The sequence below is a fragment of the Streptomyces sp. TBY4 genome (genome assembly GCF_024213195.1).
Taxonomy (GTDB): Bacteria; Actinomycetota; Actinomycetes; order Streptomycetales; family Streptomycetaceae; genus Streptomyces.
The window spans coordinates 478,236-500,052 of record NZ_JANAVF010000002.1; the positions used below are offsets into that span (position 1 = coordinate 478,236).

Below are 21,817 nucleotides of genomic sequence, written 5' to 3' on the forward strand. Positions count from 1 at the left end.
ACCACGTCGGCGAGCCGCCGTCCGTGGGCATAGGCGACCGGCGCACCGGAGTAGAGGTCCAGCACTCCGGGGCTGATCCCACCGATCCGCAAGGGGAACGCGAACACCGCCACCGCGCCGGCGGTGACGGCTTCCAGGGCGAACACGGGTCATCGGAACCGTTCCCCGCCGGCCCGCAGATCGGGCGCCAGGACCCGGATCCTGGCCGGCCGGCCACCCGTCACCGCTCCGGCCGCCGGGTGCCGGATGGGAGCCCCTGGCCGTACGCGGCTGCCGGCGCCCTCCCGAGGGGCAGTACCAGCGCCCGGTGCAGCCCTGCGCCGGGCGGCCTGTGGACCTCGCCGACCTCGCGCCATCCCCAGGACAGGAAGGCCGCCACGCTCCTGACGTCGGACTCGGGCACCAGGGTGGCGCCGAGCGATGCGCGATGGTCGTCCAGCAGCCGCTCCTGCAGCCGTCGGCCGAGGATGAGGGCCTGTTCGTGCGGGGCCACCACGACGTCGGTGACGGCGAATACGTGGCCGGAGGCGGTGAGTTGCTCGATGTCCCGGGGAAGGGGCCCGAGGAACCCCCTCCACCAGGAGCCGTCGCGCCGCAGGGGGAAGCCGAAGACGCATCCGAGCAAGGTGGCCCGCTCGGCGACCAGCATGGCGAATCCGGGCTGCCGGACATCGCCCGTCAGGCGGTGCAGGAAGGCTTCCCGGCTGCTGTGGGCCGTACCCGCCAACGGGTGGGAGGACTCCACGTACAGGTCCGACACGTCCTCCCTCAGTCCCTCGGCCTGCCATCGGTTCAGCCGCCGCAGGCGGATCGAGGTCATGTCGGCGGGTCCGTACGGAGCCCCGCGGCGGCCCCTCTGAGAACGCCCCAGCGGCGACGTGTCCGTCACAGCGCACCGCCCGGGGCGGCGGGGAGGGCGGGAGCGGGACGGTCGCCGAGCAGGAAACCGGAACGGGTGATGTGGATGATCCGGACCAGTGCGGGCGGCGGGTGGTGCAGCCTCAGGACTCCTCCGGCCGCCGTGATCCGCCACCACGATGAAAGGAGGACGCTCAGGCCACTGCCGTCACAGAAGGTGACGGCGGACAGGTCGATGTCGATGGTACGGACGCCGTCGTCCAGGCATCGCGCCAGTGACGCGCGCAGCGAATGGACGGTGGAGATGTCGAGCTCACCGGCCGGAGCGATCAGAACCCGGCTGTTCTCGTCGTACCTGGGGGCGTTCGGATCGGGGACACGCATGATGGGGCGCCTCGGTTCGGGACCAGCCGGGCAGTACCGGTCGGCGCCGGACTCCCCGGCTCCCCTCCGGTCACTTCCCGGTGCGGATGTGCGCGCGCGGCGGGCAGGGCCGGTCCGGCAGCCTGCGTTCCAGGATGGGGACGAACCATGCCCTCGGATGCGTCGGGGCCGGCGGATCGTGAGTCCGGCGGCGACGCGGAGATCTGTTGCAGGCAACGCGCCGTCAGGGTCTGGAACGGGGACGTTCTGTTCGCAGCATAGCCCGGTACCGGTGCCGGCGGAGGGGCGCAAGCAGGCCTCCTCTGGCTGGTTGCCGACCGGCGCGCGGGCTTGACCGACTTGCGCCCCTGCTGCGAGCGGGCGCGGAAACGATCCGAATCCGGGTTCGGGGGCGTCGAGGACGTGGACGCGGGGATGAAGCTCGATCACCGACGTCGCCGGGGGCAGCTCGACCCAGGACGAAACGGATGGTTCGCCTCCCGACGCCGCCACACCGGGGACGGACGTCACCCGTGTGCCTCGCTCCGTAGTCGAAATGATGCAGACCGTCACTGTGCGTGTCAGCGTGGTCCGGGAGGAATCCGTACCCCACCCCCCCCGCATCAAGAGGAGTCGCCGTCATGGGCGGTAGGCAGGACAAACGCAAGGAGTCGGGTAAGGGCCGCGAGGCGCAGGAGCACCATCGCCCCGGAGACCCGGCGCGCACCCAGCCGGGCAAGTCGTCCGGCGAGCAGGGACAGAAGCCCGGCGAGAAGGAGACCTCGCGCCGTCGCGAGGACGACCTGCTGCGCGAAGAGGACCTGCACGACGAGACGTTCTGACCAGAGCACCACGCACCCCCACGCTCAGAGCCCGGCCGGCCCACAGTCACCCCGGCCGGGCTCTGTCACGTCCCGCCCTCACATGTGCCCCGGCCCGGTCGTGGGGGTGTCAGTGCCGGACCCGGGCGATGAGCAGGGCGACGTCGTCGTGGTCGCCGGGGCGGCGCAGTGCGTGGAGGAGCATGTCGCAGGTCTCCTCCAGGGATCGCGGCGGCTTTTCGAGGAGGGCGAGGAGAGCGTTCAGGCGCTCGTCGATGGCCTGGTCGCGGGTTTCGACCAGGCCATCGGTATAGAGGACCAGTTGGTCGCCCGGGTGGAGATCGAACGTGGTGGTGTGGAAGAGGACGTCGCCGACGCCGAGAGGGACTCCGGTGGGCAGTTCCAATAGTTCGGGCGGCCGTCCCGGACGCATCAACACAGGGGGCAGATGCCCCGCGTTGGAGATGAGGCAGCGGGCGTGATGGGGGTCGTAGACGGCGTAGACGCAGGTCGTGATGGTCTGCCCCATGGGGTCGGCCAGGCGGTCGAGGTGACGCAGTACCTGCGCGGGGTCGAGGTCGAGTTCGGCCAGTGTGCGGGTGGCGGTGCGGAGCTGGCCCATCGTCGCTGCGGCGCTGATGCCGCTGCCCATGACGTCGCCGACGACGAGGGCGGTCTTGTCGCTCGTCAGGGGGATGACGTCGAACCAGTCGCCGCCGACCTCGTCCGCCGCTTGGGCCGGCTGATAGCGGTAGGCGATCTCCAGGCCGGGCGGGTCCGGTGGCTCCTGGGGGAGGAGGCTGCGCTGGAGGGTGAGGGCGGTGTTGCGTGCGTGCTGGTACCAGCGGGCGTTGTCGATGCACACGGCGGCCCGCGCGGCCAGCTCGCCGGCCAGGACCTCGTCGTCGGCGGTGAACGGTTCCGGATTGCGCAGACGCTTGAGGTCGAGGGCGCCCAGGACTTCGCCGCGGGCGATCAGCGGCACGGCCAGGTAGGAGTGGAGGCCCGCGGCGGCCAGCATGCCGACGGCTTCGGGACTGCTGGCGATGCGGATCAGGTCATCGGCGTCCACGCGGGGCACGCGGACCGGGCGGCCGGTGTTCACGCACTGGGTGACCAGCCGGTCGGCGTCGTAGCGCGCCACCTCACCGGGCGGATCGGCCGCACGCACCGCCTCGCTGGGGTACGCGGCAGCCACGGCCAGGGCCCTGAACACCGCTGCCCCTTCGTGTACGGCAACGGCCGCGCGGCTGTGCAGGATGCTGTCGAGCACGTCCACCGCGGCCACGTCGGCCAGTTCCGGCACGGAGACCTCGGCGAGTTCGCGGGCGGTCTGGTCGAGGTCGAGCGTGGTCCCGATGCGCAGGGAGGCGTCGGCTACGAGCGCGAGGCGCTGCCGCGCCCCGGCTGCCTCGGCCGTGGCGCGATGCCGTTCGCTCACGTCGACGACAGAGGTCGCGACCCCGAGCACCTTCCCGTTGGGGGCCTCCAGCCGGTAGAAGGACACCGACCACACGTGCTCACGGCCCGGGTCGGCCGGGGTGCGCCCCGTGGACTCTCGGTCAAGGATCGGGATTCCGGTGGCCAGAACCTCACGCATCGCGGACTCGATGGCCCCGGCGTCCAGAAAGGGCAATGCCTCTCGGATGTTCCGGCCGACATGCTCGGCAGCCGGCAGGCCGTTGATGCGTTCCAGCGCCGGATTGACGGTCACGTACCGCAGATCGGTGTCGATCATCGCCAGCCCGATCGGGGACTGCGAAATCAGCCGGGTGGACAGCGCCAGATCCCGCTCCACCTGCCGCAGCGTCGCCTGGTCGGTGGCAAGGCCCAGGGCATAGACGCCTTTGTGGCCGTCCTCCAGCCTCATGTTCCGGAACTCCACCAGTCGCGTGGCGCCATCCTTGTGCCGCACGGGAAACACGCCCGCCCAGCTCCCCCCGCCCGCCATGACCCGGGCGAACAGCTCCACCACCAGCTCCAGGTGCTGCTCGTGGACCAGCAGCCGGCCCGCGAACCGGCCGAGAGCCTCAGCGGAGGTGTACCCGAACAGCTCCTCGGCCTGCGGGCTCCACAACGTGATCCGCCCCTCCGCGTCGAGCACCACAGCGGCGACCTTCAGGACGTCCAGCAGGCCCCCCGGCTCAGGTGAACCACCATCCGCGGGCTGGCCCGGGTAGGCCGGGAAGGATTCGGCTGCTCGCATCCCAAGGCTCCTTCCACGCCCGCCCCCGCTGGTGACCCGTACTCTCCTCGTCAGCGGAGTCGATGTGTGCCGGAGCGGCGCCAGGAAGAGCAGCCCGTCGGCGACGGCGCCGATGACCGTACGGACCCGCTGGCAGCCGCACTCCCAGCCTGCCCCCGGCTGCCGGTCGACACCACCCCAGGGACGTCACCTTCCTGGCCTCAGTTCGCCATCGGACCGGAAAATACCTGGTCAGAACCAGCTTCCGGGGCCGTGGACCGGAGTAGGGTGAAGGAACCGGGAGTATTTCGTACCTCTGCCTCCACGCGGACGTCGTTTCCGGCGATCACTGCACCGGGCCGTACGCCAACAGCCCGGGGACGGGTCCGCGCCATGACTGCGACCATCGACCGCGCGGCGTCCCGCGTCCAGGCTCCCTCTCTCCCGGCCCGCCTGTCGCTCACGCCCAAGACCACGCTCGCCGGCCGGCTGGACGGCGCCTGGTGGCCACGCTCCCGCGACCTCACCGCCGAGCTTCCGTTGCTGGCCGACGCGTTGGAGGAGCCCTGGGGGCGCGTCACCCGTGTCACGGTGAACCCCACCCGCTGGCCTCTCGTACCGCACACAGTGCCCGCCGGCGGGAACAACCTGCACGTGGGCTGGTTCACCGAACAGCACCCCGACACGCTGATCCTGCTCTCCTACACCGTCGGCCGCTGGGACCTGCTGGTGATCCCGCCCGAGACCGAACCCGCTGCGGCGGCCCGGCTGATGGCCGCCGCCGCGATCCCGGGCAGCGTCCTCACCGCCGGCGACCTCCTGGCCAACGAAGCCACCATCGGTCGTGGCCTACGGGACTCCCGAAGCCGCGTAGACGACTGGGAGGCCGAAGGCGGGGCGTGCATGTCGCCCTTCGGGAACCTGCTCGGGTCACGGGCCCTGCCCCTGCCCGGAAGCACATGGAGGTGAGGAGCGTGGAGACCATCGTCCTCATCGCAGCGGTCATCCTCATGACCGGCATCGGGATGCGCCTGATCCACCTGCTCAACGCACAGCACGACGCGCGGATCACCGCCTACCGCTGACCGGCCCAGCGGGTGGGCGCCCGCGCCCACCCGCCGACTTCTCCGCCCACTACAAAGGGAACACGCCAACGTGAAGTACATCGAGACCCAGATATCGCCGTCGCTCGGACACGCCGAGGTACGGATCATCGCGCACACCCCCGAAGCCGCCCGAGCGGTCGCGGAGGTGCTTCGCCACTGCTTCGCCGGCGCGGAACAGCGCAGCTACCCAGGTCTCGACGGCGACACCCGCCTCCACCTCACCGTGGACACGGCAACACCGGCCGGCCCCGCCCGCTCCTGGCTGGCCACCAGCAGAACCCCCGTCGGCGCCGGCATCCACTCCGACGAGACCTGAGAGCCAGGGCCCGGAAGCCCACCCACCCCGCACACGAGAGGACGCGGTCATGGCCACCCTGCACGAACGCAAGACCTACCGCGATCAGGTGCTCCGGGTCCTGTACGAAGCAGTCGAAGGCAACCGCCTCCTCGGCATCACCGGAGCCCAGCTCCGCCATGACCTCCACGTGCCGGAACAGGACCTGGCCGCCGCCTGCACCTACCTGGCAGGCGAGGGCTTGATCACGGTCGACTGGGAGCCGGGCAACACGCCCGCGATGGTCACCCTCACGCACGAGGGAATTCGGCGCATGGAGGCCGAGGAGGAAGAACGCGGCTGAGCGGTCCTTCAGCCCCGCCGCTCGGCCGCGCACGGCCGGCGGCCAGGCGGATTTGGCGTGCCGCAGGACGACCGGGCGCCGGGGGCGCCCGGAGTCATGGCGTCGCCTGGTGCTGGTGACCGACCTCGCGTACGAGGTCCAGCCCGAGCACGCGGTCGAGGAAGGCGAACGTCTCGAACTTGGCGCCGGCCGGTACATCAGCGCGTGTCGCCACGTCGGCCAGCAGGTCCAGGACGGCGGGGACGCCGAGATCGTCGGCGAGCACGGCCTGAGCCTGCCGCAGCTCGTCGGCAGGAATCGGCCTGGACGGCTGCTGCGCCCATTCGGCCACCTGCTGACGCCAGTGCGTCAAGGTCCGCCGGGCCTCGGCAAGCGCGGAGCCGGTGACCGTGACCGGCAGGCCGTAGGCATGGCCGAGCAACAGCATCCTCACAGCCAGCGGATCGGTCCCAGCCGGGGCGAATCCTTCCGGGGGCGGCGGGCTGACCTGGCCCACCTCGATCCGGACTCCGTCGGCCGCGTCCGGCAGGACGGTGTCGTGCGCGAGGACCTGCACGTCGGCAGCCGCGCAGAACGTCTCGGTCAGCTGGTGAACACCGATGGTGGCGGGCGGGTGGATGCCGAGAGCAGCCACGGCCCGATCGAGCACCTGGTCTTGCTCATGCGGGAGGTCCGGCGTGGTGAGGGCCGTAAGAACCTGCAGGCCGTGCAACTCCGCGGCGCGCGCCAGCACGTCGCCGACCAGAAGGGCCCGCAGATGCGCCAAACCGATCCCCGTATCGATGACCGGCAGGTGGACACAGATGCGCAGCAGATGCCGGTGGGCGGAAGGAATCTCCACGAACCGGCCGGTGCGGGTGTCGGCGAAACGAAGCATGATGCGGAGGCTAGTCCTGGAAACCTCCGGTACCGGGGAGGACCCGTTCCTGCGTGAGAACCAGTTGTGCGACCGGATCCGGGGGCGACCCGGTCTGGTGATCTTGCAGGCTGAGCCGAAGACGGACGTGGCACTGCCCCACGTGGTGCGGATCGCCCAGGGGAGTGAGGTGTGGCTGTATCTGCAGCCGACGATGTCCACGCGTCACCGCACGGAGACCGTGGAGATCATCGACGGAGCCCGTCTGGACAAGCCCCAGCTCCACAGCCAGGCCGCACATGCCGCCTTAGCGCATCGGCGTAGTCGCGAAGGTGCACTGCTCCGCTACGCGGGCAGTGGACCGGCGAGGAAGTCGGCGTCTTGGGAGCGCTGTGCGCGTTGCTCGATGAGGCGGCGGAAGCTCGCTACGGTGTAGCGCTCTCCGGTGGAGGAGCCGGGCCCGGGGATGCCGGCGACCTGGGCCATGAGCTGCTGGGGCTGGGGCTGCCAACCGACTGCCAGGAAGCGAAGACCAAGGCATTCCGCGCGCCGGTGCAGGTCCAGAAGGTGGAGCAGGCCGGAGGCGTCCATGGTCACCACGCCGTGCAGATCGACCATGAGGTCCCGTGCATCGACGGCGATGCCATCCAGCGCCTGCTGGAACACCACCCCCGCGTGCTCGTCGAGCTTACCTCCGGCGCTGATCAGGACCGAGCTGCCGCTGTGCTGGACGTCCGTGGTGATCACGCAAACTCCTTCCCCCGGAGGCACCAAGGCCCACGGGGCTCCCATCTTGGCCCGGCGCTCACCAGCGGGGGTGAGGGACGCGCTGAACCGTGGGTTCGAACGCTCGGCGATTCGCTCGGCGGTGCGGCCCCGCCGTCGGTCGCGGCTTGGCGGGCCAGGCCGTCGGGACGATGCGGACCGCCCTCCCCTCACCATTCGGCCAGGAGATGCCTCCGGCATGTGAGAGGTCGGGCTGGGCCACGGCGATCCCTTGCTGGAGCACCGGCTTGAAGTCCCAACGGGAGCAGAGTCGTTCGCCCGTTGCGATGGGGATGGTGGTGGAGCGTACGACCTCGCCGATGCGGGCGCTCATCTCGGGACCACAGGTTTCTCGACGAAGAACGGCAGGTACGGCTTCAGCAGGGGGAGCACCCGTCGAGCCATGGGGCGGCAATACGGTGCGCGGCCGGGTTCGGCGGCGTCGGGTCGGTGGCTGCTTGGACTAGGCGCACGGTGCAACCGCCCCTCTGGCATTCGCGGTTATGATTTCGGGCAGCGTCGCGTGCCGGTGGCGGATGAATCGTCAGGCATGGAGGCGTCGTATCGAAAGGTGGCTACGGCCATTCCCACCCCAATTTCACCGAAGGTCACGCTTTACCCCGCTGAGGACCGGTTCCTCGGCACCCGACCCGCCGTCCTCGTCCTGCCCGGCGGCGGCTTCCGGGAACTCCCACCGCACGAGGGCGAAGGCTACGCGCGCTGGCTGTCCGGCCTCGGCATCCACGCCTTCGTCCTGTCCTACCGGCTACTGCCGGACCGGTTCCCGGCCCCGCTCGAAGACGCCCGGGCCGGGTTGGATCACATCCGCAACGGCGACCACGGCCTCGACGTCGGCCGGGTCGGCGTCATCGGGTCAAGCGCGGGCGGCCAACTCGCCGGCCTGCTCATGACCGGCCGGGTCCTGTCCATGGAGGAGAGCGTCGCCGACCCGCCCCGTCCGGACTTCGCGATCCTGGCCTATGCGCTGGCCGACCTCGACCTGCTGCCGCCGTCGGTGGTCGAGAACCTGCTCGGTGACCTGCTGCCCATGAAGGACGAGCTGTCCCCGGCCAAGCATGTGGATGCGTCGGTCTGTCCGACCTTCGTATGGGCCACCGCTCAGGACCCGCCGGGCCTGCCCAACGCCCTGGAGTGGACCCGGGCGCTGGCGGCGGCCGCGGTACCGGTGGAGTTGCACGTGTACCCGGGCGGCAGCCACGGCATCGGCCTGGCCGACGGCGTGGAATACGCTGGCGAGCCACATAAGTTCATTGCGCACGAGCCGCATACCGCGTCCTGGACGACCGCGTGCGCGGCCTGGCTGCGACGGGAGGGCGTTCTTGTCGACTGACCGCGTCACCGCCTGGGGCGGGGAGCTGAAGAAGGTGCACGGCAAGCTGCGCACTGCGTTGGCGCTGGCGCGGGCGGCACTGGACGGCGGTGACCCCGCCGACGCCGCCACCGACCTGCTGTTGTTCTGCCACGGGTTCTGCGCTGCACTGTCCGGCCACCATCGCGCCGAGGACGGTTCGCTGTTCCCGGAACTGGTGCGGGCGCGACCCGACATGGCGCCGGTGGTCGCGAAGCTGAGTCAGGACCACAACATGATCGAGTACCTCATCGGTGGATTGCAGAAGGCGTTGGCCGACTTGACCGACCCGGAGGTGGCACACCGCCATCTGGACGGGATCGAGGCGGTCATGGAGACGCACTTCAAGTACGAGGAGAAGCAACTGGGACCGGTGCTGGACGGCATGGATGCCGACTTCGACCGCACCGAGATCTTCGGCCCGATCAACTGAGCCGCGTCCCGTTCGCGCCGCCCGCCGACGGCGCGAACGGGAATCCACCTGGGTTCGCGCGGAACCTGACGGGCATCGCCCTTGGCCTGCTCGGTCTTGGCTCGGGCCTTCTCGTCCTTCGACACGGCCGACACCAGGTCAGGCGGGCGGGACAATGAACGGGATGCGGGAGAGGTAGTGGGTGCCCAGGGCTTCGCGGCGGTGGGAGTTCCCGAGGTTCTTGTCCTGATGGAACTCCGGGGCGGACTTGATCTGTTCCTTGGTGCGGTCCACGTAGACCTTCTCCGCCATGTGGTCGATCCGGGTCACCAGACCGGCGGGCAGCAGGACCTCTTTGCCGAGGATCCACACGCCGGTGTCGACGACCAGATAGGCGTCGGTGACCTCGTCGGAGTGCTTGTCGACCTTGCCGATGCTGCCGTCGAGCGCCTCGACCCCGTAGCCGGTGAGATCGCCTGCCAGATGGTCGACGCCTGCGCGGTAGGCCCACACGTTCTCCGCCATGCCAAACAACTCCTTCGATCGGAACCGTGGCCCCTCCATCCCGTATCCCAGGGAAGGCAGGAACCTCCGTCTACGGCGCGCCTGCCCCGGGACCCGCAGCTCCACTCCCCCCATCCGGGGTTGTCGGCTCGCTCTGACAAACAGTGGGCTTCGACCGTTTGGGCCGACGAGGAGTGGCCATAAGCGTGGTCATGGGAGTCCGCGACGGTGAGCGGCGCGGATTTCCGGGCAGGCCCGAGTCGCGTGGTGGCATCCCCCCCGCCATCACGCGACCGGGACTCCTCCGCACCACAGGCACGACAGCCGGCCGTCCTGGCCCCGCACGGTGACCGAACGCTTTCGGTCGGTGCTCTTCCCGATCGATTCGCGCAGCGGCTCGGTACACCCCCGTCGCCGACGCTTCAGCAGTCGGCCGCGGGCGGCGAGGACCAGGGCGGCAGCTCGGCAATGTCCTCCACGATCTTGTCGTCATCGGTGCGGGATACGGCAATGCCGTCGTCGACGACTCGTTTGCTGATCTGGACGTCAGGGCGCTCTCGCCCTGGTCTGATCCCTGGTTGCAAGGGACGGCGGGTGCTGACGCGTCTCAGTTCGTGATGAGAGGCCCGTAGGGGAAACCCTCCGGCGCGAAGATGAGGATGAAATCCTTGCGCATCCGAACGGCTACCGCCCACAGGCGGGCCAAGACGTATGCCTGGGACGGAAGGTCGAGGCCAAGGGCTGCGGCAGCACGGTCTCTCCGGGGTACGAGGTCTGGCACGTCCCGCAGGTACTCGGCTTCGAGCTTTCGACTCTCCTCGTCCGTGAACGTTCGGCTTGAGGTCGATCGGGGGATTCCCACGACCACGCCGACACGGAAGGTAACTCTTCGCGCCATTGGTGTCACGGTGCGTCGTGAGTGGGTCGCGATCCCAGCCCGTCGTGTCGGCAGGCGCACACTCGCCCGGCGTGAGGATGAGCTCGCGCAGCCCCTTCCACCCTGACCCACAGGAGCCCTGTCATGCTCGAGCGCACGCTTCGCAAGGACCACACCGAGGTCACCTTCATCCTTCCCGCCGACACCCCGCCAGGGCCGGTGAGCGTCGTCGGGGACTTCAATGAGTGGCAGCCCGGGGCTCATACCCTCATGCCGCGCAAGGACGGTAGGAGGGCGGTCACCGTGATGCTGCCGGCCAAGACCACGCACTCCTTCCGCTATCTGGCAGCCGGCGACTACTGGTTCAACGACGAGAGCGCAGGGGACCGGGAGGGTCCCAACAGCCGCCTCCACACCTGAGGCCGCAGCCGACCCCGTCACGCGCGCCTGCCGGCGCCGCCCCGGAGCACGCTGCCCGTACGGATCAAACCCCCGGCCGGGGTGGGCCGCGCGGGGCCGCACCGGGTAGACGGAGTCTGGGCGGTGGGTCGCACTGCCCGGCCGGCCGATGCTGAGGAGGACCCGGTGGACGGGATCGTGCTGCTCAAGGAAGACCACAAGACGGTCGAGAAGCTGTTCAAGCAGTTCGAGAAGGCCGGCGACGGCGCGCACGCGGAGAAGCGAAAGATCGCCGACAAGGTGATCGACGAGCTGACCACGCACACCTGGATCGAAGAGAAGATCTTCTACCCGGCCGTTCGGGAGGCCGCTCCCGAGACCAAGGACCATGTTCTGGAGAGCATCGAGGAGCACCACGTCGTGCTGTGGATGCTCTCAGAGCTCAAGGACCTCGACGCGGCCGACGAACGCTTCGACGCCAAGATGACCGTCCTCATGGAGAACGTCCGCCACCACGTCGAGGAGGAGGAGAAGGAGTGGTTCCCCGACGTCCGCAAGGCCATGGGCCGCAACCGCCTCACGGACCTCGGCCGGCAGATGGAGGAGGCGAAGAAGCGGGCTCCGGGCGAGCCGCTCGCCGTACCCAGCGCCAAGAGCTGACCCGCCCCCGCCCCTGCGCCGACTCACGGCACCCAGCGGAGGGCGCCGCCTTCAGGCAGTCCGGGGAACCGGCGAGGGCACTCGCCGGGCAGCTCTCCCGGGCGCCGTCCCACCAGGCCACCACGCCCGAAGAGGCGCGGCAGCAGGGCGGGGGCGACAGCCGAAGCTGTCGCCCCCGCCCTGGGGTGCCGGTGTCCGCGCCCTGTTAAAGGCGGTGCGGGCCTTCGTAGTAGCCGCCGACCTGGCGGTGGTAGTCGGTGTCGTGGAGGTGCTTTTCCTTGTCGAACTCGGGAGCGTTCTTGATCTGCTCCTTGGTTCGGTCGACGTAGATCTTCGCATCGTTCGCGTCGATCCGGCTGATCGTGCCCGCCGGCAGGAGGACTTCCTTGCCGAAGATCCACGGGCCGGTGTCGACCACGATGTAGGAGGAGCCGACCTCGTCGGAGTGCTTGTCGACCTTGCCGATGGAACCGTCGCTCGCCTCGACCTTGTATCCCGTCAGGTCCGCACCGGCCAGACGGCCGGCGGTCTCGCGGTAACCCCAAAAATTCTCAGTCATGCGAAGAACAACTCCTCCGGTTAATGGGAGACTGAGGGGAAGAATTCCCCGGCGGCTCTCCCTTTTCCGTGTTGTGTTCACGGCGGAAATCGCGTTCCGTTCTGACCTCCGCCTGCCCTGCATTTTTGCCCTTACACTTCCGGGCCCACATCCGGACCAGACTGGGGCGTCTGTCAGGCAGCTACCAGCGGTACCACCGGCTGCTGCCGCCCTTCGGTCGGGCGACGAATCCGATCAGCCACAGCACGAGGACCGCAATTGCGACCCACCAGAGAATCTTGAGCGCGAAACCCGCACCGGCGAGAACCAGAACCAGCAGAAGAACGAGAAGAAGGGGAACCATATTTATCAACCTCCGAGCAGTCATCTGCCCGGCCGTCACTCGAACATGCGCGCAGAGATTACTTGCCTCTTATCGGTGCGGGCGGGAATGCGCGCGGCCGCATCGGTGAATCAAGGCCGCTTCGAGGTGGATACCTCCGGTGTTTCCTCCACGACTGTGGCCAGGCGGGCGAGCATGCCGCGATGGCGGATCTGGAGGGCTGCTTCGCTCAGCGGGTTGTGGAGGGCTCCGCTCAGTCCGCGCAGGGGGTGCTCGTCGCAGATGATCAGGGTTTCCTCACCCCACGGCCGCAGCTGGAGGAAGATGCGCGCCGTGCCGAGCGGTTTGAACGACGCCTCCAGTTCCAGCTCGGTGCCGGGCTCCAGATGACGCACGGTGGTAGTCCCCTCGGCGGACCAGGGGCCCAGCCGCAGGGTGTAGCGGAGCCGGGAACCGATCGCGGGCCAGTCCTCATCGAGGGGTACGGATTCCGAGGGCCCTACGACCCACCGCCCGTACTGGGTCGGATCAGCCAGCACGGCCCACACGGCGAACGGAGCCCGCCGGATCAACCGATGGCGTACGGCCATGACGATTGCCTCCTCCCGGACAGATCGGTCTGTCCGTGGTCAGCGGCCGAGGGTGTTCTTGAACTGTTGCTCGGCCATCGCCGAGCGCATGTCAGTCGGTCGGCTCCTGGGGCTTGGCATTGCCAGGTCCGGCAGCCGGTTGCTCGCCCTGTGTGCCGTTGTCCGCTGCCTTGCCGTTCTCCTGGCTGCGGCCCCTCTCGGGGCCGCCGCGCCCGGCCCGTCCCTGCTCGGCGTCGGGGAGATCGGGGGCTCCCGGACCGGAGGGCGGCAGATCAGGGGTGACGGCGTCACGCTTCTCCGGCACACGGTCGGGAAGCTCGGGCTGAGACGGGGGCCTTCGCATACCAGGTCTCCTTGCTGTCAGGGGCGGCGGCACGACAGGGGAGGAGAGAAAGCAGGCGCCGCCGGTGTCCTTCCTGCGCCTGCCCCGATCCCGGCTCCGCACTCGTGCGGAAGGATGGACAGCGTGGACGCGTGATCCGAGGGAGCTCGGAGCCAGTGCAGCCGGTGCGACAGGGCGCTCACCTCCCGGAGATCACCGGCGTCTTCCAAGGTGGGCGTGATGTGACGCATGAGGGCGCACAGGGCGTCGCCGCTGCTGCGCGGTCGACCGTCCGGCCCCACGAGGGTGCCGCTCAAGCCGTACCGGGCCGCGTGCCGGTTGGCGACCTGGAGCACCTCGGGATCGCCCGCAGGGGCCGGCGGCATGCCCGCCGTCTCCTCGGCGAGCGCCGTGGCGACCAAGGCCCGGATGATGCCGGCGAGCAGCACGGCGTCGTCCGCCCGCAGTTGTACGTCCGGGCAGCGCACTTCGGCGGTCGGGTAGCGGTCCGAAAGAGCGTCCCCAGCCAGGCCCGGACCCGGTTCAGCACGGCGACGCCCGCTTCCCGGTCGGGGACTGCCATATGGACGTGCATGTCGCAGTCGGAGCAAGTGGCCCCCGACCTCGTCGAGTTGGGACCGCGTCCTGGAGGCGCTGAAGGCCTGGGGCCACGACACCAGCGAACTGGAGGAAGCGTCCGACATCGTGGCCCGCGAGCACTACGCCCACCTCAGAGCCGCGCGTGCTTCCTGGGGCGGCGACGGGACAGGCCGCGCGACTGAGCGGGTCGCGGGCACATGGAAGGCGTGGCGCGGGACATACGTACGCCAACAGGCCCGCACGCGGCCGCAGTCGGGCCACCCGTTCGTACCCGCACGGAGAAAAGGAGACGTCGTCGTGCCGCTGACATTTCGCAAGAGCTTCAGGATTCTGCCGGGCGTCCGGCTCAACATCAACCGCAAGTCGTGGTCGATCACCACGGGAGGAAAGCACGGCCCCCGCCGGACTCGCAGCAGTACCGGACGCCGTACCACCTCCATGAACCTGCCCGGCCCCTTCGGCTGGCGGAAGAGCCGGCGCGGCTGATCTACGCGGTGCGTACCGCGCCCGCCATGTCCACGTTTGCGTTTCGACCAGGAGATCCGATGCCCCGTACGAAGGAGTCGGCCGGTCCGGCCGCCGGCGCTCCCCGATCACCCCTGGTGTCGTCGGCCGAGATGCGGGGGGCCCGGCTGAGGCGGCGCCTGGAGCGGCTGATAGGGATCGCGGCGACCGAGGGCAACGCGCTCACCCCCCTGCGGAACGGAGACGAGATCTTCGCCGCGATGCTGGCCGCGATCCACCGTGCCCAGCACACGGTGGACATGATGACGTTCGTGTACTGGAGGGGTGACATCGCCCGCGACTTCGCCCGGGCCCTCGCCGAGCGGGCCCGCGCCGGGGTGCGGGTACGCCTGCTTCTCGACGGTTTCGGCAGCCGCCTGATCGAAAGAGGGCTGTTGGACCACATGGAGCGGGCCGGCGTGAAGGTGGCGTGGTTCCGAAAGCCGCTGTACCTCTCGCCGCTCAAGCAGAACCACCGCTGCCACAGAAAGGTCCTCGTCGTCGACGAGGAGACCGCGTTCACCGGCGGGGTCGGGATCGCCGAGGAGTGGTGCGGTAACGCGCGCAACACACATGAATGGCGCGACACGCACGTCGAGGTCCGCGGACCCGCCGTCGACGGGATCGCCGCCGCGTTCGCGCAGAACTGGGCCGAGTGCCACGACGAACTCTTCGACGACCGGGACCGGTTCGTCGACCACCGCCCGCAGGGCGAAGCGATCGTCCAGGTTGTACGTGGCTCGGCCAGCTTCGGCTGGCAGGACATGCAGACGCTGATGAGGGTCATGCTGGAGTCTGCCGAGGAGCGCTTCCGCCTGGCCACCGCCTACTTCTCACCGGACACGTACTTCATCGAGCTGCTCTGTGCCACCGCCCGGCGCGGGGTCGAGGTGGAGATCCTGCTCCCCGGCCCGCACACCGACAAGCGCGTCTGCCAGCTTGCCGGCCAGCACCACTACACCGAGCTCATCGCCTGCGGGGTGAGGATCTACCAGTACCAGCCGACGATGATGCACGCGAAGGTCATCACCGTTGACCACGTCGCCACCCTGATCGGCTCGACCAACTTCAACCGCCGCTCCCTCGATCACGACGAGGAGGTCATGCTCGCCGTGATCGACGAGCATTTCACCAACGTCCTCGACGGACATTTCGACGAGGACCTGGCCGCGAGCGAACTGATTCAGGAAGGCCGCTGGAGGCGACGCCCCGCCCTCCAACGTGCCCGTGAACTCGCCGTGCAGCCGGTGCGCCGCTTCCTGTGACTACCGTCACGATGGTGGAGTCCACCGACACGGGTCGGGACCAATGCCTGGTGCCTAGGCTGGGTCGGACTGCAGCAGTCGTAGGACTGCCCGTTCGACGGCACCGTGCGTGGCGGGCTGGCCGAAGCTGCCGTCCTTGCCCAGTTTCCCGAGGGCATCCGCGATGGTCCGGCCGTCTTCGTAGAGCTCGATGAGGCGGGGATGGATGTAGGAGGCCCGGCACACGGCGGGGGTGTTGCCCAGGTAGTCGCTGACCTCGCGTACCGCGCGGGCCACTACCTTGCCGCGACGGGCGCTGGACTCGTCCGCGGTGCTTTCGGAGACGGCGAGGGCGACCGCCGCCAGCACGGTGGCGTACCAGGTCCGGAAGTCCTTCGCCGTCAGGTCCTTCCCCGCACCGTCCTGCAGGTAGGCGTTGAGGTCCCCGGCGTGGACGTCGTGCCAGGTTCCTTGTTCCCAGTAGGCGAACAGCCTCGGGCTCTCGTCCTGGCGCCGCAGGAGCGCCCGGACCACTGCGTGGGCTTGCTGGTCCACCATCGTGCGGGTGACCTCCTTGCCCGACTTGGCGGGGAAGCGAAGCCGGATTTCGCCCCTCCTGCAGGCGGCGTGCTCTCGCAGGAGCGTGGTGAGCCCGAAGCTGCCGTTGTCGCGGGCGTAGCGTTCGCCGCCGATGCGGAGGAATCCCAGGTCGAGGAGGCGGGTGATGCAGGCGAGTACGCGGGTGCGGGTCAGGCCACGGCCGGCGATGTCCTGCGCGACCTGCTTCCGCAGGCGTGGCAGTGAGCGGGCCACTTCCTGGACGTGCTCATGCTTCGCGGCGTCCTGCTGTTCCCGGAATGCGGAGTGGTATAGGTACTGTCGTCGCCCGGCGTCGTCCGTACCTACGGCCTGGATGTGGCCGTTCGGCCACGGACAGATCCACACGTCCTGCCACGCCCGCGGAATGACGAGGGCGCGGACCCGTTCCCGGTCAGCCGGGGACAAGGGAGTCCCGGCCGTGTCCAGGTAGCGGAAACCGCGGCCGTGGCGCACACGGCGCCACCCGGGTACGTGCGGATCACTCGTCCGCAGTCGCACGGCAAGTCATCCATCCGCGTCGGGATGGGCCCGGGTACGCAGCTTCCATGCCTGCCCGTGGCAGTCGTACGGCAGCGGGGGGAACCGGTGTCCGCGGACATCTGTGCTCTTGCTCCAGAGGTGCTCCTTGCCGCAGTCACAAGCGTAGATGTCGCTTTGTGGCACTATTTCGCCGGGTTTCCAGCTTTTTGTCTGATTCATGCGAGGCGTATACCCCGCAGCCGACGTCGCACCCCATTCGCCTGCGTTCATGATGCGGCCGTCACGCCTCACGAGCGGGCGAGTGGCAGGGCCGTGCCGACCAGGACCACGCTGCCGGCATGGTCCGCATCCGTGATCGGTTGCCCGAGGGCATCGAGGAAAACCCGGGTGACCTGGCGGGCACCCGCGACGGAAACGAGGGAGCGGAAGGCTGCGCGGGCGGCGGACACGGTGAACGAGGCACTGCCCGCCCACGAAGGTGCCGCGCTGTACGCCGCCGCCGAGGCCGCCGGGCTCAACCCGCGGTTTCCGCTCACCGGGGTATGGCTCTGCGTGTCGCAGGCGGCCGGATGAGGTGCGCACGATGTTCCTGCTCTGCCTGGCCGTCGTGTTCGGCGGCCTCGCCTACGCGTTCACGGTGGGGCTGATGCAACGGTGATCGGATTCAAGCAGTTCGTCCGTGAGAACGGGCTCACCGTCGCCTTCGGCACCGGCTTCCTCCTCACCCTCGCGGGCCAGTCGCTCGCCGGCCACGCCGAGCTGAACAGCGTCCTGACCGCGCAGAGCCTGCAGCCGCTGTCGTTCCCCGACTACCTGTTCACCTCGGACTTCATGGTCGACGTCACCGAGAACTGGCAGTCGTGACCTCGGCGGAGTTCTGGAACCGCACGCTGCAGAACTGGCAGTCCGAACTCCTCGCCGTCGCCTCCATGGCGATCCTCGCGGTCTACCTCCGCCAGCGCGGCTCACCCGAATCCAAGCCCGTCGGAGCGGCCCACACCGCCACCGGCATCGAAGGGTGAACGCCGGGACTCGCCCGCCTCCGCTGACATGAGTGGCACCAACCTGGAAAGCCGCCAGGTATGACACGTACATCGAAGCCAGGTCCCGATGAAGACGATCAGGTCGAGGAGGCCGGCGGCCGTGAAAGCACGGCGGGTCCGGACCCGCGGGTGGAGGAGCGGGCACCCGACCAGCTGACCGGGCTGCCGAAGCGTTCGTGGAAGGCGGTGCTGCGCGGCACTGTGAAGGAGTTCAAGGACGACGAGCTCGCCGACCGGGCCGCGGCGCTCACTTATTACGGGGTCCTGGCGCTCTTCCCCGCCCTCCTGGTGCTGGTGTCCTTGGTTGGCATCGCGGGGGAGTCCGCGACGAAGCGGGTCCTGGACAACCTGCAAAAACTCGCTCCCGGCTCGGCGCGGGACGTGGTCAGCGATGCGGTGCAGCAGCTCCAGGGACGCTCGGGGGTCGGATCGCTGCTGGCGATCGTCGGGCTGGTCCTCGCCCTGTGGTCGGCGTCCGGCTACATCGCGGCGTTCATCCGCAGCTCGAACGCCGTCTACGACATGCCCGAGGGCCGCCCGGTGTGGAAGATCCTCCCGCTGCGCCTGGCCCTCACGGTCACGCTGATGGTCCTGGCCTGCGCCAGTGCGCTCATCGTCGTCTTCTCCGGTTCTCTGGCCCGGCAGGCGGGAACCGCCCTGAGGATCGGGGACACCGCCCTGACCGTGTGGTCGGTCGCGAAGTGGCCGGTCCTGGTGCTCCTCGTCACCATCATGATCGCGATCCTCTACTGGGCCGCTCCGAACGCGAAGGGCCGCGGATTCAAGTGGGTGACGCCGGGCAGCTTCCTCGCGCTGGCCATCTGGATGGCCGCCTCGGCCGGCTTCGCGCTCTACGTCGCCAACTTCGCCTCCTACAACAAGACCTACGGCACCCTCGCCGGCGTGATCATCTTCCTGGTCTGGCTGTGGATCACCAACCTGGCGATCCTTCTCGGCCTGGAGTTCGACGCCGAACTCAGTCGCCAGCGCGCGATCGCCGGAGGGCTGCCCGCGGACGAGGAGCCCTATGTGGCACCCCGCGACACCCGCGCCTGGAGCGACGGCGACCGTCGCCGCATGGAGCAATGACCCACCGTTCGTAAGCCGCCGAGCGCCCGAGCGGGTGACGGGGCGGTTGCGGGGTAGTCGCGTCGCGAGGACGGCACGAACCCCAACGAGGAAGACGAGGTGTCCCCATCATGAGCACGGCAGAGCAGGAACCCCACACTGCCCACGACTCGGTCGGCGTCCTGGTCTCGCGCGCCTCGCAGCAGATCTCCGAACTGGTCCGCGAGGAGATGCGGCTGGCCCGGACGGAGATGACTGACAAGGGCAAGCGTTACGGGAAGGGCGGCGGCCTCTTCGGCACGTCGGGACTGCTCGGCATCCTGGCACTCCAGGCCCTGACCGCGACCTGTATCGCCGCGCTCGCGCTGGTCCTCCCGGCCTGGGTGTCGGCCGTCGTCATCGCCGCGGTTCTGGGAATCGTGGCGGCAGTGGCCGCACTGGCCGGGCAGAAGCAGGTCACGCAGGCCGGCTCGCCGGCTCCCGAGCAGACCATCGACAGCGTCAGGGCAGACCTGGCCGAGATCAAGGAGAAGGCACACCGATGAACGACGACGCCCGAACCACCATCGGCACCCCTATCCCCACCCCCGCCCCCAACGGCTCCGCGGAACTGCGCGAGCAGATCGAGCGCACCCGTGACGAGCTCGGCCAGACCGTCGAGGCCCTCGCCGCGAAGGCCGACGTCAAGGCCCAGGCGAAGGAGAAGACCGCTGCCATCAAGGACCAGGCCGCGGAGAAGGCGGAACAAGCAGCGGCTGTCGCGCGCGGCAACCGCACCCCGCTCCTCGTGCTCGGAGCCGCCGTGGCCGTCTTCCTGGTGGTGCGCCGCAGCCGAGGACACCGCCGGTGAACACGGCCGAGATCGCCTACAAGCCGGTCGGGCTGGCCCTCGGCGCCGTAAGCGGCATGATCGCGGGCGCGGCGTTCAAGCAGGCCTGGAAGGTCATCGAAGGCGAGGGCGATGCTCCCGACGCCACCGACGAGGATCGGCCCTGGAAGCAGATCCTGCTCGCCGCGGCCATCCAGGGAGCGATCTTCGCCGTGGTCAAAGCCTCGGTCGACCGGTCGGGAGCCGTGGCCGTACGGCGCCTGACGGGTACCTGGCCGGGCTGACCCGGGGCGTCGCGCCTCGGTCAGTTCGGGGCGGCGTGGTCGAGCCGGGTGGTGACGGGTGTGGCCGCAATTCCGTGCAGGAGCACCGACAGCAGCACGGTGAAGGTCACCACCGCCCACAATTCACGGGCGGGGGCGGCGAAGTCGGCTTGGCCCAAGGCGTAGGCGAGGTAGAAGAACGAACCGATGCCCCGGATGCCGAAGAAGGCGATGGCGGCCCGCTCTTTGCCCGTGGCCTTGCCGCGGATCTGGACGGCCCAGCCGACGGCCGGGCGGATCAGCAGGAAGAGCACCAGCCCGAGAACCGCTCCGCGCCAGGTCAGTGCGGCGAGGCCGCCGTCGGCGATGAAACCGCCGACGAGGAAGAGGATGGCTGCGGTGAGGAGCCTTTCGATCTGATCGGTGAAGGCGTGCATGACGCGGTGGTACCGGTGAGAGCGCTCCGCGTTGCGGATCGTGCAGGCGGCGACGAAGACGGCGAGGAAGCCGTAGCCGTGCAGCAGCTCGGTCAGCCCGTACGCCGTGAACGTCGCGGCCAGCGCGACGAAGCCCTCGCGGTGCTCGGAGAGCCGAAGCGCCTTCCATGAGGCCTGGAAGAACATCCAGCCGAGGAGTCGTCCCACACCGAGCCCGACCGCCAATCCCACCGCGCTGCGCACCAGGATGTCGCTCCACACCCAGTGCCAGAGGCCGTCCGTGGACCAGCCCGTCGCCGACGCCGTGGTCAGCGCGATGGCGGCCAGGACGAACGGGAAGGCCAGACCGTCGTTGAGTCCGGCCTCGCTGGTCAGCGCGAAGCGGACCTCGTCCTCGTCGTCCTCGTCATCGGTCGGCTCTCCCACGCGCACTTCCGCTGCCAGTACCGGGTCCGTGGGCGCGAGGGCGGCTGCCACCAGCAGGGCCACGGCCGGCGGCCACTCCACCAACCACCCCGCTGCGACCGCGGTGAGCAAGATCGTCAGGGGCATGGCCAGGCCCAGCAGCCGCCACGTTGTCGACCAGGTACGCGGGCCCGGCGGGCGGTTGATGGCCAGACCCGCGCCCATCAAGGCGACCACGACGCAGACCTCCGTCAGGTGCTCCACCACGCCGCGGTGCCGGATGGGGTCGAGTGCCGGGAGCGCGTCGAGCGGCAGCAGGAACACCAGGAACCCCGCCGCCAGGAACACCATGGGCAAGGACAGGGGCCGCTTGGCGAGGGCGGTGGGAAGCACCGCCGCGCACAGAGCTCCCAGCCCCGCGCATGCGTACACCACGTCAATTCCCATCAAACCCAGCAAGTCCGATCACCGTTCCCATGCGAAGCCCTCGTGGGGACCCGCCTACCCGATCTTGTGCCGGGCAGCCTCAGCACGTCCTGCTACTTGAGTGCGTAATGATCGCCGGGAGTCTACGGACGTGGCAGACCCGGTGCTGGCGGAACCGGCGGCCGTGCACGTCTGGGGCGCCGAGTTCGTTCCATTGGCGGGCGAGGTCGGCGGTGCCGTGTGCTGCGAGGGGAGGGGTTTCCATACCCGCGCCGGCCTGCAGCCCGGCGAAGAACTCCTTGTCTGGAAGCG

29 protein-coding genes and 1 pseudogene are annotated in these 21,817 nt (G+C 69.4%); 17 read left to right on the forward strand and 13 right to left on the reverse strand.

The window, feature by feature from the left end; translation table 11 throughout:
• Window positions 1-220 precede the first annotated feature (220 nt).
• Both NLX94_RS06475 and NLX94_RS06480 read right to left on the reverse strand, forming a co-directional pair.
• Window positions 221-820: a hypothetical protein gene (locus NLX94_RS06475; RefSeq protein WP_254381619.1), complete on the reverse strand. Its 600-nt coding sequence runs from the start codon at window positions 818-820 to the stop codon at window positions 221-223.
• A gap of 65 nt (window positions 821-885) precedes the next feature.
• Window positions 886-1,242 carry an STAS domain-containing protein gene (locus NLX94_RS06480; protein WP_254381620.1) on the reverse strand — a complete coding sequence of 119 codons (357 nt, stop codon included), beginning with the start codon at window positions 1,240-1,242 and terminating at the stop codon, window positions 886-888.
• Window positions 1,243-1,862: 620 nt separating this feature from the next.
• Between NLX94_RS06480 and NLX94_RS06485 the strand changes: the two genes are divergently transcribed.
• On the forward strand, window positions 1,863-2,063 hold the full coding sequence (locus tag NLX94_RS06485) for a hypothetical protein (protein WP_254381621.1): 201 nt from the start codon (window positions 1,863-1,865) through the stop codon (window positions 2,061-2,063).
• 109 nt (window positions 2,064-2,172) lie between these two features.
• On the opposite strand, the gene NLX94_RS06490 is transcribed toward NLX94_RS06485, so the two are convergent.
• Complete coding sequence (locus tag NLX94_RS06490; RefSeq protein ID WP_254381622.1) at window positions 2,173-4,248, reverse strand: SpoIIE family protein phosphatase; 2,076 nt, start codon at window positions 4,246-4,248, stop codon at window positions 2,173-2,175.
• A 372-nt stretch (window positions 4,249-4,620) separates the two neighbouring features.
• On the opposite strand from NLX94_RS06490, the gene NLX94_RS06495 reads away from it, so the two are divergent.
• From NLX94_RS06495 to NLX94_RS06505, 3 genes are all read left to right on the forward strand, one after another.
• The gene (locus NLX94_RS06495; RefSeq protein WP_254381623.1) at window positions 4,621-5,196 is read left to right on the forward strand and encodes a DUF5994 family protein; all 576 of its coding nucleotides are present in this window, start codon (window positions 4,621-4,623) and stop codon (window positions 5,194-5,196) included.
• Between the two features lie 186 nt (window positions 5,197-5,382).
• Window positions 5,383-5,649 (forward strand): hypothetical protein, encoded by a 267-nt coding sequence (locus NLX94_RS06500; RefSeq protein ID WP_254381624.1) that lies wholly within the window; start codon window positions 5,383-5,385, stop codon window positions 5,647-5,649.
• Between the two features lie 49 nt (window positions 5,650-5,698).
• Complete coding sequence (locus NLX94_RS06505) at window positions 5,699-5,971, forward strand: hypothetical protein (protein WP_254381625.1); 273 nt, start codon at window positions 5,699-5,701, stop codon at window positions 5,969-5,971.
• Between the two features lie 94 nt (window positions 5,972-6,065).
• Here the strand turns inward: NLX94_RS06505 and NLX94_RS06510 are convergent, their stop codons facing one another.
• The 3 genes and pseudogenes from NLX94_RS06510 to NLX94_RS06520 all read right to left on the reverse strand — a co-directional run.
• Entirely contained in the window at window positions 6,066-6,848 is a 783-nt protein-coding gene (locus NLX94_RS06510) for a hypothetical protein (RefSeq protein WP_254381626.1), read from the reverse strand.
• Between the two features lie 324 nt (window positions 6,849-7,172).
• Entirely contained in the window at window positions 7,173-7,574 is a 402-nt protein-coding gene (locus tag NLX94_RS06515; RefSeq protein ID WP_254381627.1) for an STAS domain-containing protein, read from the reverse strand.
• A 202-nt stretch (window positions 7,575-7,776) separates the two neighbouring features.
• Window positions 7,777-7,997: pseudogene (locus NLX94_RS06520) on the reverse strand (enolase C-terminal domain-like protein); the annotation flags it as partial.
• Between the two features lie 166 nt (window positions 7,998-8,163).
• Between NLX94_RS06520 and NLX94_RS06525 the strand changes: the two are divergent.
• Window positions 8,164-8,943: an alpha/beta hydrolase gene (locus NLX94_RS06525; protein ID WP_254381628.1), complete on the forward strand. Its 780-nt coding sequence runs from the start codon at window positions 8,164-8,166 to the stop codon at window positions 8,941-8,943.
• The gene (locus NLX94_RS06530; protein ID WP_254381629.1) at window positions 8,933-9,394 is read left to right on the forward strand and encodes a hemerythrin domain-containing protein; all 462 of its coding nucleotides are present in this window, start codon (window positions 8,933-8,935) and stop codon (window positions 9,392-9,394) included. The genes NLX94_RS06525 and NLX94_RS06530 overlap by 11 nt, the downstream gene beginning before the upstream one ends.
• Before the next feature lie 138 nt (window positions 9,395-9,532).
• Here NLX94_RS06530 and NLX94_RS06535 read toward each other — a convergent pair whose 3' ends face one another.
• Window positions 9,533-9,898: a PRC-barrel domain containing protein gene (locus NLX94_RS06535; protein WP_254381630.1), complete on the reverse strand. Its 366-nt coding sequence runs from the start codon at window positions 9,896-9,898 to the stop codon at window positions 9,533-9,535.
• A gap of 1,000 nt (window positions 9,899-10,898) precedes the next feature.
• On the opposite strand from NLX94_RS06535, the gene NLX94_RS06540 reads away from it, so the two are divergent.
• Window positions 10,899-11,174, forward strand: coding sequence for an isoamylase early set domain-containing protein (locus NLX94_RS06540; RefSeq protein WP_254381631.1), 276 nt, complete (start codon window positions 10,899-10,901; stop codon window positions 11,172-11,174).
• Between the two features lie 165 nt (window positions 11,175-11,339).
• On the forward strand, window positions 11,340-11,813 hold the full coding sequence (locus tag NLX94_RS06545) for a hemerythrin domain-containing protein (protein WP_254381632.1): 474 nt from the start codon (window positions 11,340-11,342) through the stop codon (window positions 11,811-11,813).
• 205 nt (window positions 11,814-12,018) lie between these two features.
• Here NLX94_RS06545 and NLX94_RS06550 read toward each other — a convergent pair whose 3' ends face one another.
• From NLX94_RS06550 to NLX94_RS06565, 4 genes are all read right to left on the reverse strand, one after another.
• Window positions 12,019-12,372 carry a PRC-barrel domain-containing protein gene (locus NLX94_RS06550; protein ID WP_254381633.1) on the reverse strand — a complete coding sequence of 118 codons (354 nt, stop codon included), beginning with the start codon at window positions 12,370-12,372 and terminating at the stop codon, window positions 12,019-12,021.
• A 181-nt stretch (window positions 12,373-12,553) separates the two neighbouring features.
• Window positions 12,554-12,739: a hydrophobic protein gene (locus NLX94_RS06555; RefSeq protein WP_254381878.1), complete on the reverse strand. Its 186-nt coding sequence runs from the start codon at window positions 12,737-12,739 to the stop codon at window positions 12,554-12,556.
• An 86-nt stretch (window positions 12,740-12,825) separates the two neighbouring features.
• Window positions 12,826-13,284 carry an SRPBCC family protein gene (locus NLX94_RS06560; protein WP_254381634.1) on the reverse strand — a complete coding sequence of 153 codons (459 nt, stop codon included), beginning with the start codon at window positions 13,282-13,284 and terminating at the stop codon, window positions 12,826-12,828.
• Window positions 13,285-13,644: 360 nt separating this feature from the next.
• Window positions 13,645-14,094, reverse strand: coding sequence for a hypothetical protein (locus NLX94_RS06565; protein WP_308402388.1), 450 nt, complete (start codon window positions 14,092-14,094; stop codon window positions 13,645-13,647).
• A 409-nt stretch (window positions 14,095-14,503) separates the two neighbouring features.
• On the opposite strand from NLX94_RS06565, the gene NLX94_RS06570 reads away from it, so the two are divergent.
• A complete protein-coding gene (locus NLX94_RS06570; RefSeq protein ID WP_112447837.1) occupies window positions 14,504-14,692 on the forward strand; it encodes a DUF4236 domain-containing protein in 189 nt (62 codons plus the stop codon).
• Window positions 14,693-14,751: 59 nt separating this feature from the next.
• A complete protein-coding gene (locus tag NLX94_RS06575; protein ID WP_374683909.1) occupies window positions 14,752-15,975 on the forward strand; it encodes a phosphatidylserine/phosphatidylglycerophosphate/cardiolipin synthase family protein in 1,224 nt (407 codons plus the stop codon).
• 54 nt (window positions 15,976-16,029) lie between these two features.
• On the opposite strand, the gene NLX94_RS06580 is transcribed toward NLX94_RS06575, so the two are convergent.
• On the reverse strand, window positions 16,030-17,052 hold the full coding sequence (locus NLX94_RS06580; RefSeq protein WP_254381635.1) for a DNA topoisomerase IB: 1,023 nt from the start codon (window positions 17,050-17,052) through the stop codon (window positions 16,030-16,032).
• A 432-nt stretch (window positions 17,053-17,484) separates the two neighbouring features.
• On the opposite strand from NLX94_RS06580, the gene NLX94_RS38840 reads away from it, so the two are divergent.
• The 7 genes from NLX94_RS38840 (at window position 17,485) to NLX94_RS06605 (ending at window position 20,258) form a co-directional block, all read left to right on the forward strand.
• The gene (locus NLX94_RS38840; protein WP_302168850.1) at window positions 17,485-17,607 is read left to right on the forward strand and encodes a hypothetical protein; all 123 of its coding nucleotides are present in this window, start codon (window positions 17,485-17,487) and stop codon (window positions 17,605-17,607) included.
• Between the two features lie 81 nt (window positions 17,608-17,688).
• On the forward strand, window positions 17,689-17,898 hold the full coding sequence (locus NLX94_RS39300; protein WP_308402389.1) for a DUF6766 family protein: 210 nt from the start codon (window positions 17,689-17,691) through the stop codon (window positions 17,896-17,898).
• On the forward strand, window positions 17,895-18,056 hold the full coding sequence (locus tag NLX94_RS39305) for a DUF6766 family protein (RefSeq protein WP_308402390.1): 162 nt from the start codon (window positions 17,895-17,897) through the stop codon (window positions 18,054-18,056). Before NLX94_RS39300 ends, NLX94_RS39305 begins: the two co-directional genes overlap by 4 nt.
• Window positions 18,057-18,116: 60 nt before the next feature.
• Window positions 18,117-19,166: a YihY/virulence factor BrkB family protein gene (locus NLX94_RS06590; RefSeq protein WP_254381636.1), complete on the forward strand. Its 1,050-nt coding sequence runs from the start codon at window positions 18,117-18,119 to the stop codon at window positions 19,164-19,166.
• Window positions 19,167-19,276: 110 nt separating this feature from the next.
• Window positions 19,277-19,690 carry a phage holin family protein gene (locus NLX94_RS06595; protein ID WP_254381637.1) on the forward strand — a complete coding sequence of 138 codons (414 nt, stop codon included), beginning with the start codon at window positions 19,277-19,279 and terminating at the stop codon, window positions 19,688-19,690.
• Window positions 19,687-19,995, forward strand: coding sequence for a DUF3618 domain-containing protein (locus NLX94_RS06600; protein WP_254381638.1), 309 nt, complete (start codon window positions 19,687-19,689; stop codon window positions 19,993-19,995). The genes NLX94_RS06595 and NLX94_RS06600 overlap by 4 nt, the downstream gene beginning before the upstream one ends.
• A complete protein-coding gene (locus tag NLX94_RS06605) occupies window positions 19,992-20,258 on the forward strand; it encodes a DUF4235 domain-containing protein (RefSeq protein ID WP_254381639.1) in 267 nt (88 codons plus the stop codon). The genes NLX94_RS06600 and NLX94_RS06605 overlap by 4 nt, the downstream gene beginning before the upstream one ends.
• A gap of 20 nt (window positions 20,259-20,278) precedes the next feature.
• Here NLX94_RS06605 and NLX94_RS06610 read toward each other — a convergent pair whose 3' ends face one another.
• Window positions 20,279-21,526, reverse strand: coding sequence for a sodium:proton antiporter (locus tag NLX94_RS06610; protein ID WP_254381640.1), 1,248 nt, complete (start codon window positions 21,524-21,526; stop codon window positions 20,279-20,281).
• Between the last annotated feature and the right edge of the window lie 291 nt (window positions 21,527-21,817).

Excerpts from the sequence above, each read along its gene's own strand:
- NLX94_RS06590 (WP_254381636.1), top strand. The coding sequence starts at position 18,117 with ATGACACGTACATCGAAGCCAGGTCCCGATGAAGACGATCAGGTCGAG.
- NLX94_RS06495 (WP_254381623.1), top strand. The coding sequence starts at position 4,621 with ATGACTGCGACCATCGACCGCGCGGCGTCCCGCGTCCAGGCTCCCTCT.
- NLX94_RS06475 (WP_254381619.1), bottom strand. The coding sequence starts at position 820 with ATGACCTCGATCCGCCTGCGGCGGCTGAACCGATGGCAGGCCGAGGGA.
- NLX94_RS06560 (WP_254381634.1), bottom strand. The coding sequence starts at position 13,284 with ATGGCCGTACGCCATCGGTTGATCCGGCGGGCTCCGTTCGCCGTGTGG.
- NLX94_RS06540 (WP_254381631.1), top strand. The coding sequence starts at position 10,899 with ATGCTCGAGCGCACGCTTCGCAAGGACCACACCGAGGTCACCTTCATC.
- NLX94_RS06595 (WP_254381637.1), top strand. The coding sequence starts at position 19,277 with ATGAGCACGGCAGAGCAGGAACCCCACACTGCCCACGACTCGGTCGGC.
- NLX94_RS06505 (WP_254381625.1), top strand. The coding sequence starts at position 5,699 with ATGGCCACCCTGCACGAACGCAAGACCTACCGCGATCAGGTGCTCCGG.
- NLX94_RS06610 (WP_254381640.1), bottom strand. The coding sequence starts at position 21,526 with ATGGGAATTGACGTGGTGTACGCATGCGCGGGGCTGGGAGCTCTGTGC.
- NLX94_RS06535 (WP_254381630.1), bottom strand. The coding sequence starts at position 9,898 with ATGGCGGAGAACGTGTGGGCCTACCGCGCAGGCGTCGACCATCTGGCA.
- NLX94_RS06600 (WP_254381638.1), top strand. The coding sequence starts at position 19,687 with ATGAACGACGACGCCCGAACCACCATCGGCACCCCTATCCCCACCCCC.
- NLX94_RS06550 (WP_254381633.1), bottom strand. The coding sequence starts at position 12,372 with ATGACTGAGAATTTTTGGGGTTACCGCGAGACCGCCGGCCGTCTGGCC.
- NLX94_RS06485 (WP_254381621.1), top strand. The coding sequence starts at position 1,863 with ATGGGCGGTAGGCAGGACAAACGCAAGGAGTCGGGTAAGGGCCGCGAG.
- NLX94_RS06575 (WP_374683909.1), top strand. The coding sequence starts at position 14,752 with ATGCCCCGTACGAAGGAGTCGGCCGGTCCGGCCGCCGGCGCTCCCCGA.
- NLX94_RS06555 (WP_254381878.1), bottom strand. The coding sequence starts at position 12,739 with ATGACTGCTCGGAGGTTGATAAATATGGTTCCCCTTCTTCTCGTTCTT.
- NLX94_RS06510 (WP_254381626.1), bottom strand. The coding sequence starts at position 6,848 with ATGCTTCGTTTCGCCGACACCCGCACCGGCCGGTTCGTGGAGATTCCT.
- NLX94_RS06490 (WP_254381622.1), bottom strand. The coding sequence starts at position 4,248 with ATGCGAGCAGCCGAATCCTTCCCGGCCTACCCGGGCCAGCCCGCGGAT.
- NLX94_RS06480 (WP_254381620.1), bottom strand. The coding sequence starts at position 1,242 with ATGCGTGTCCCCGATCCGAACGCCCCCAGGTACGACGAGAACAGCCGG.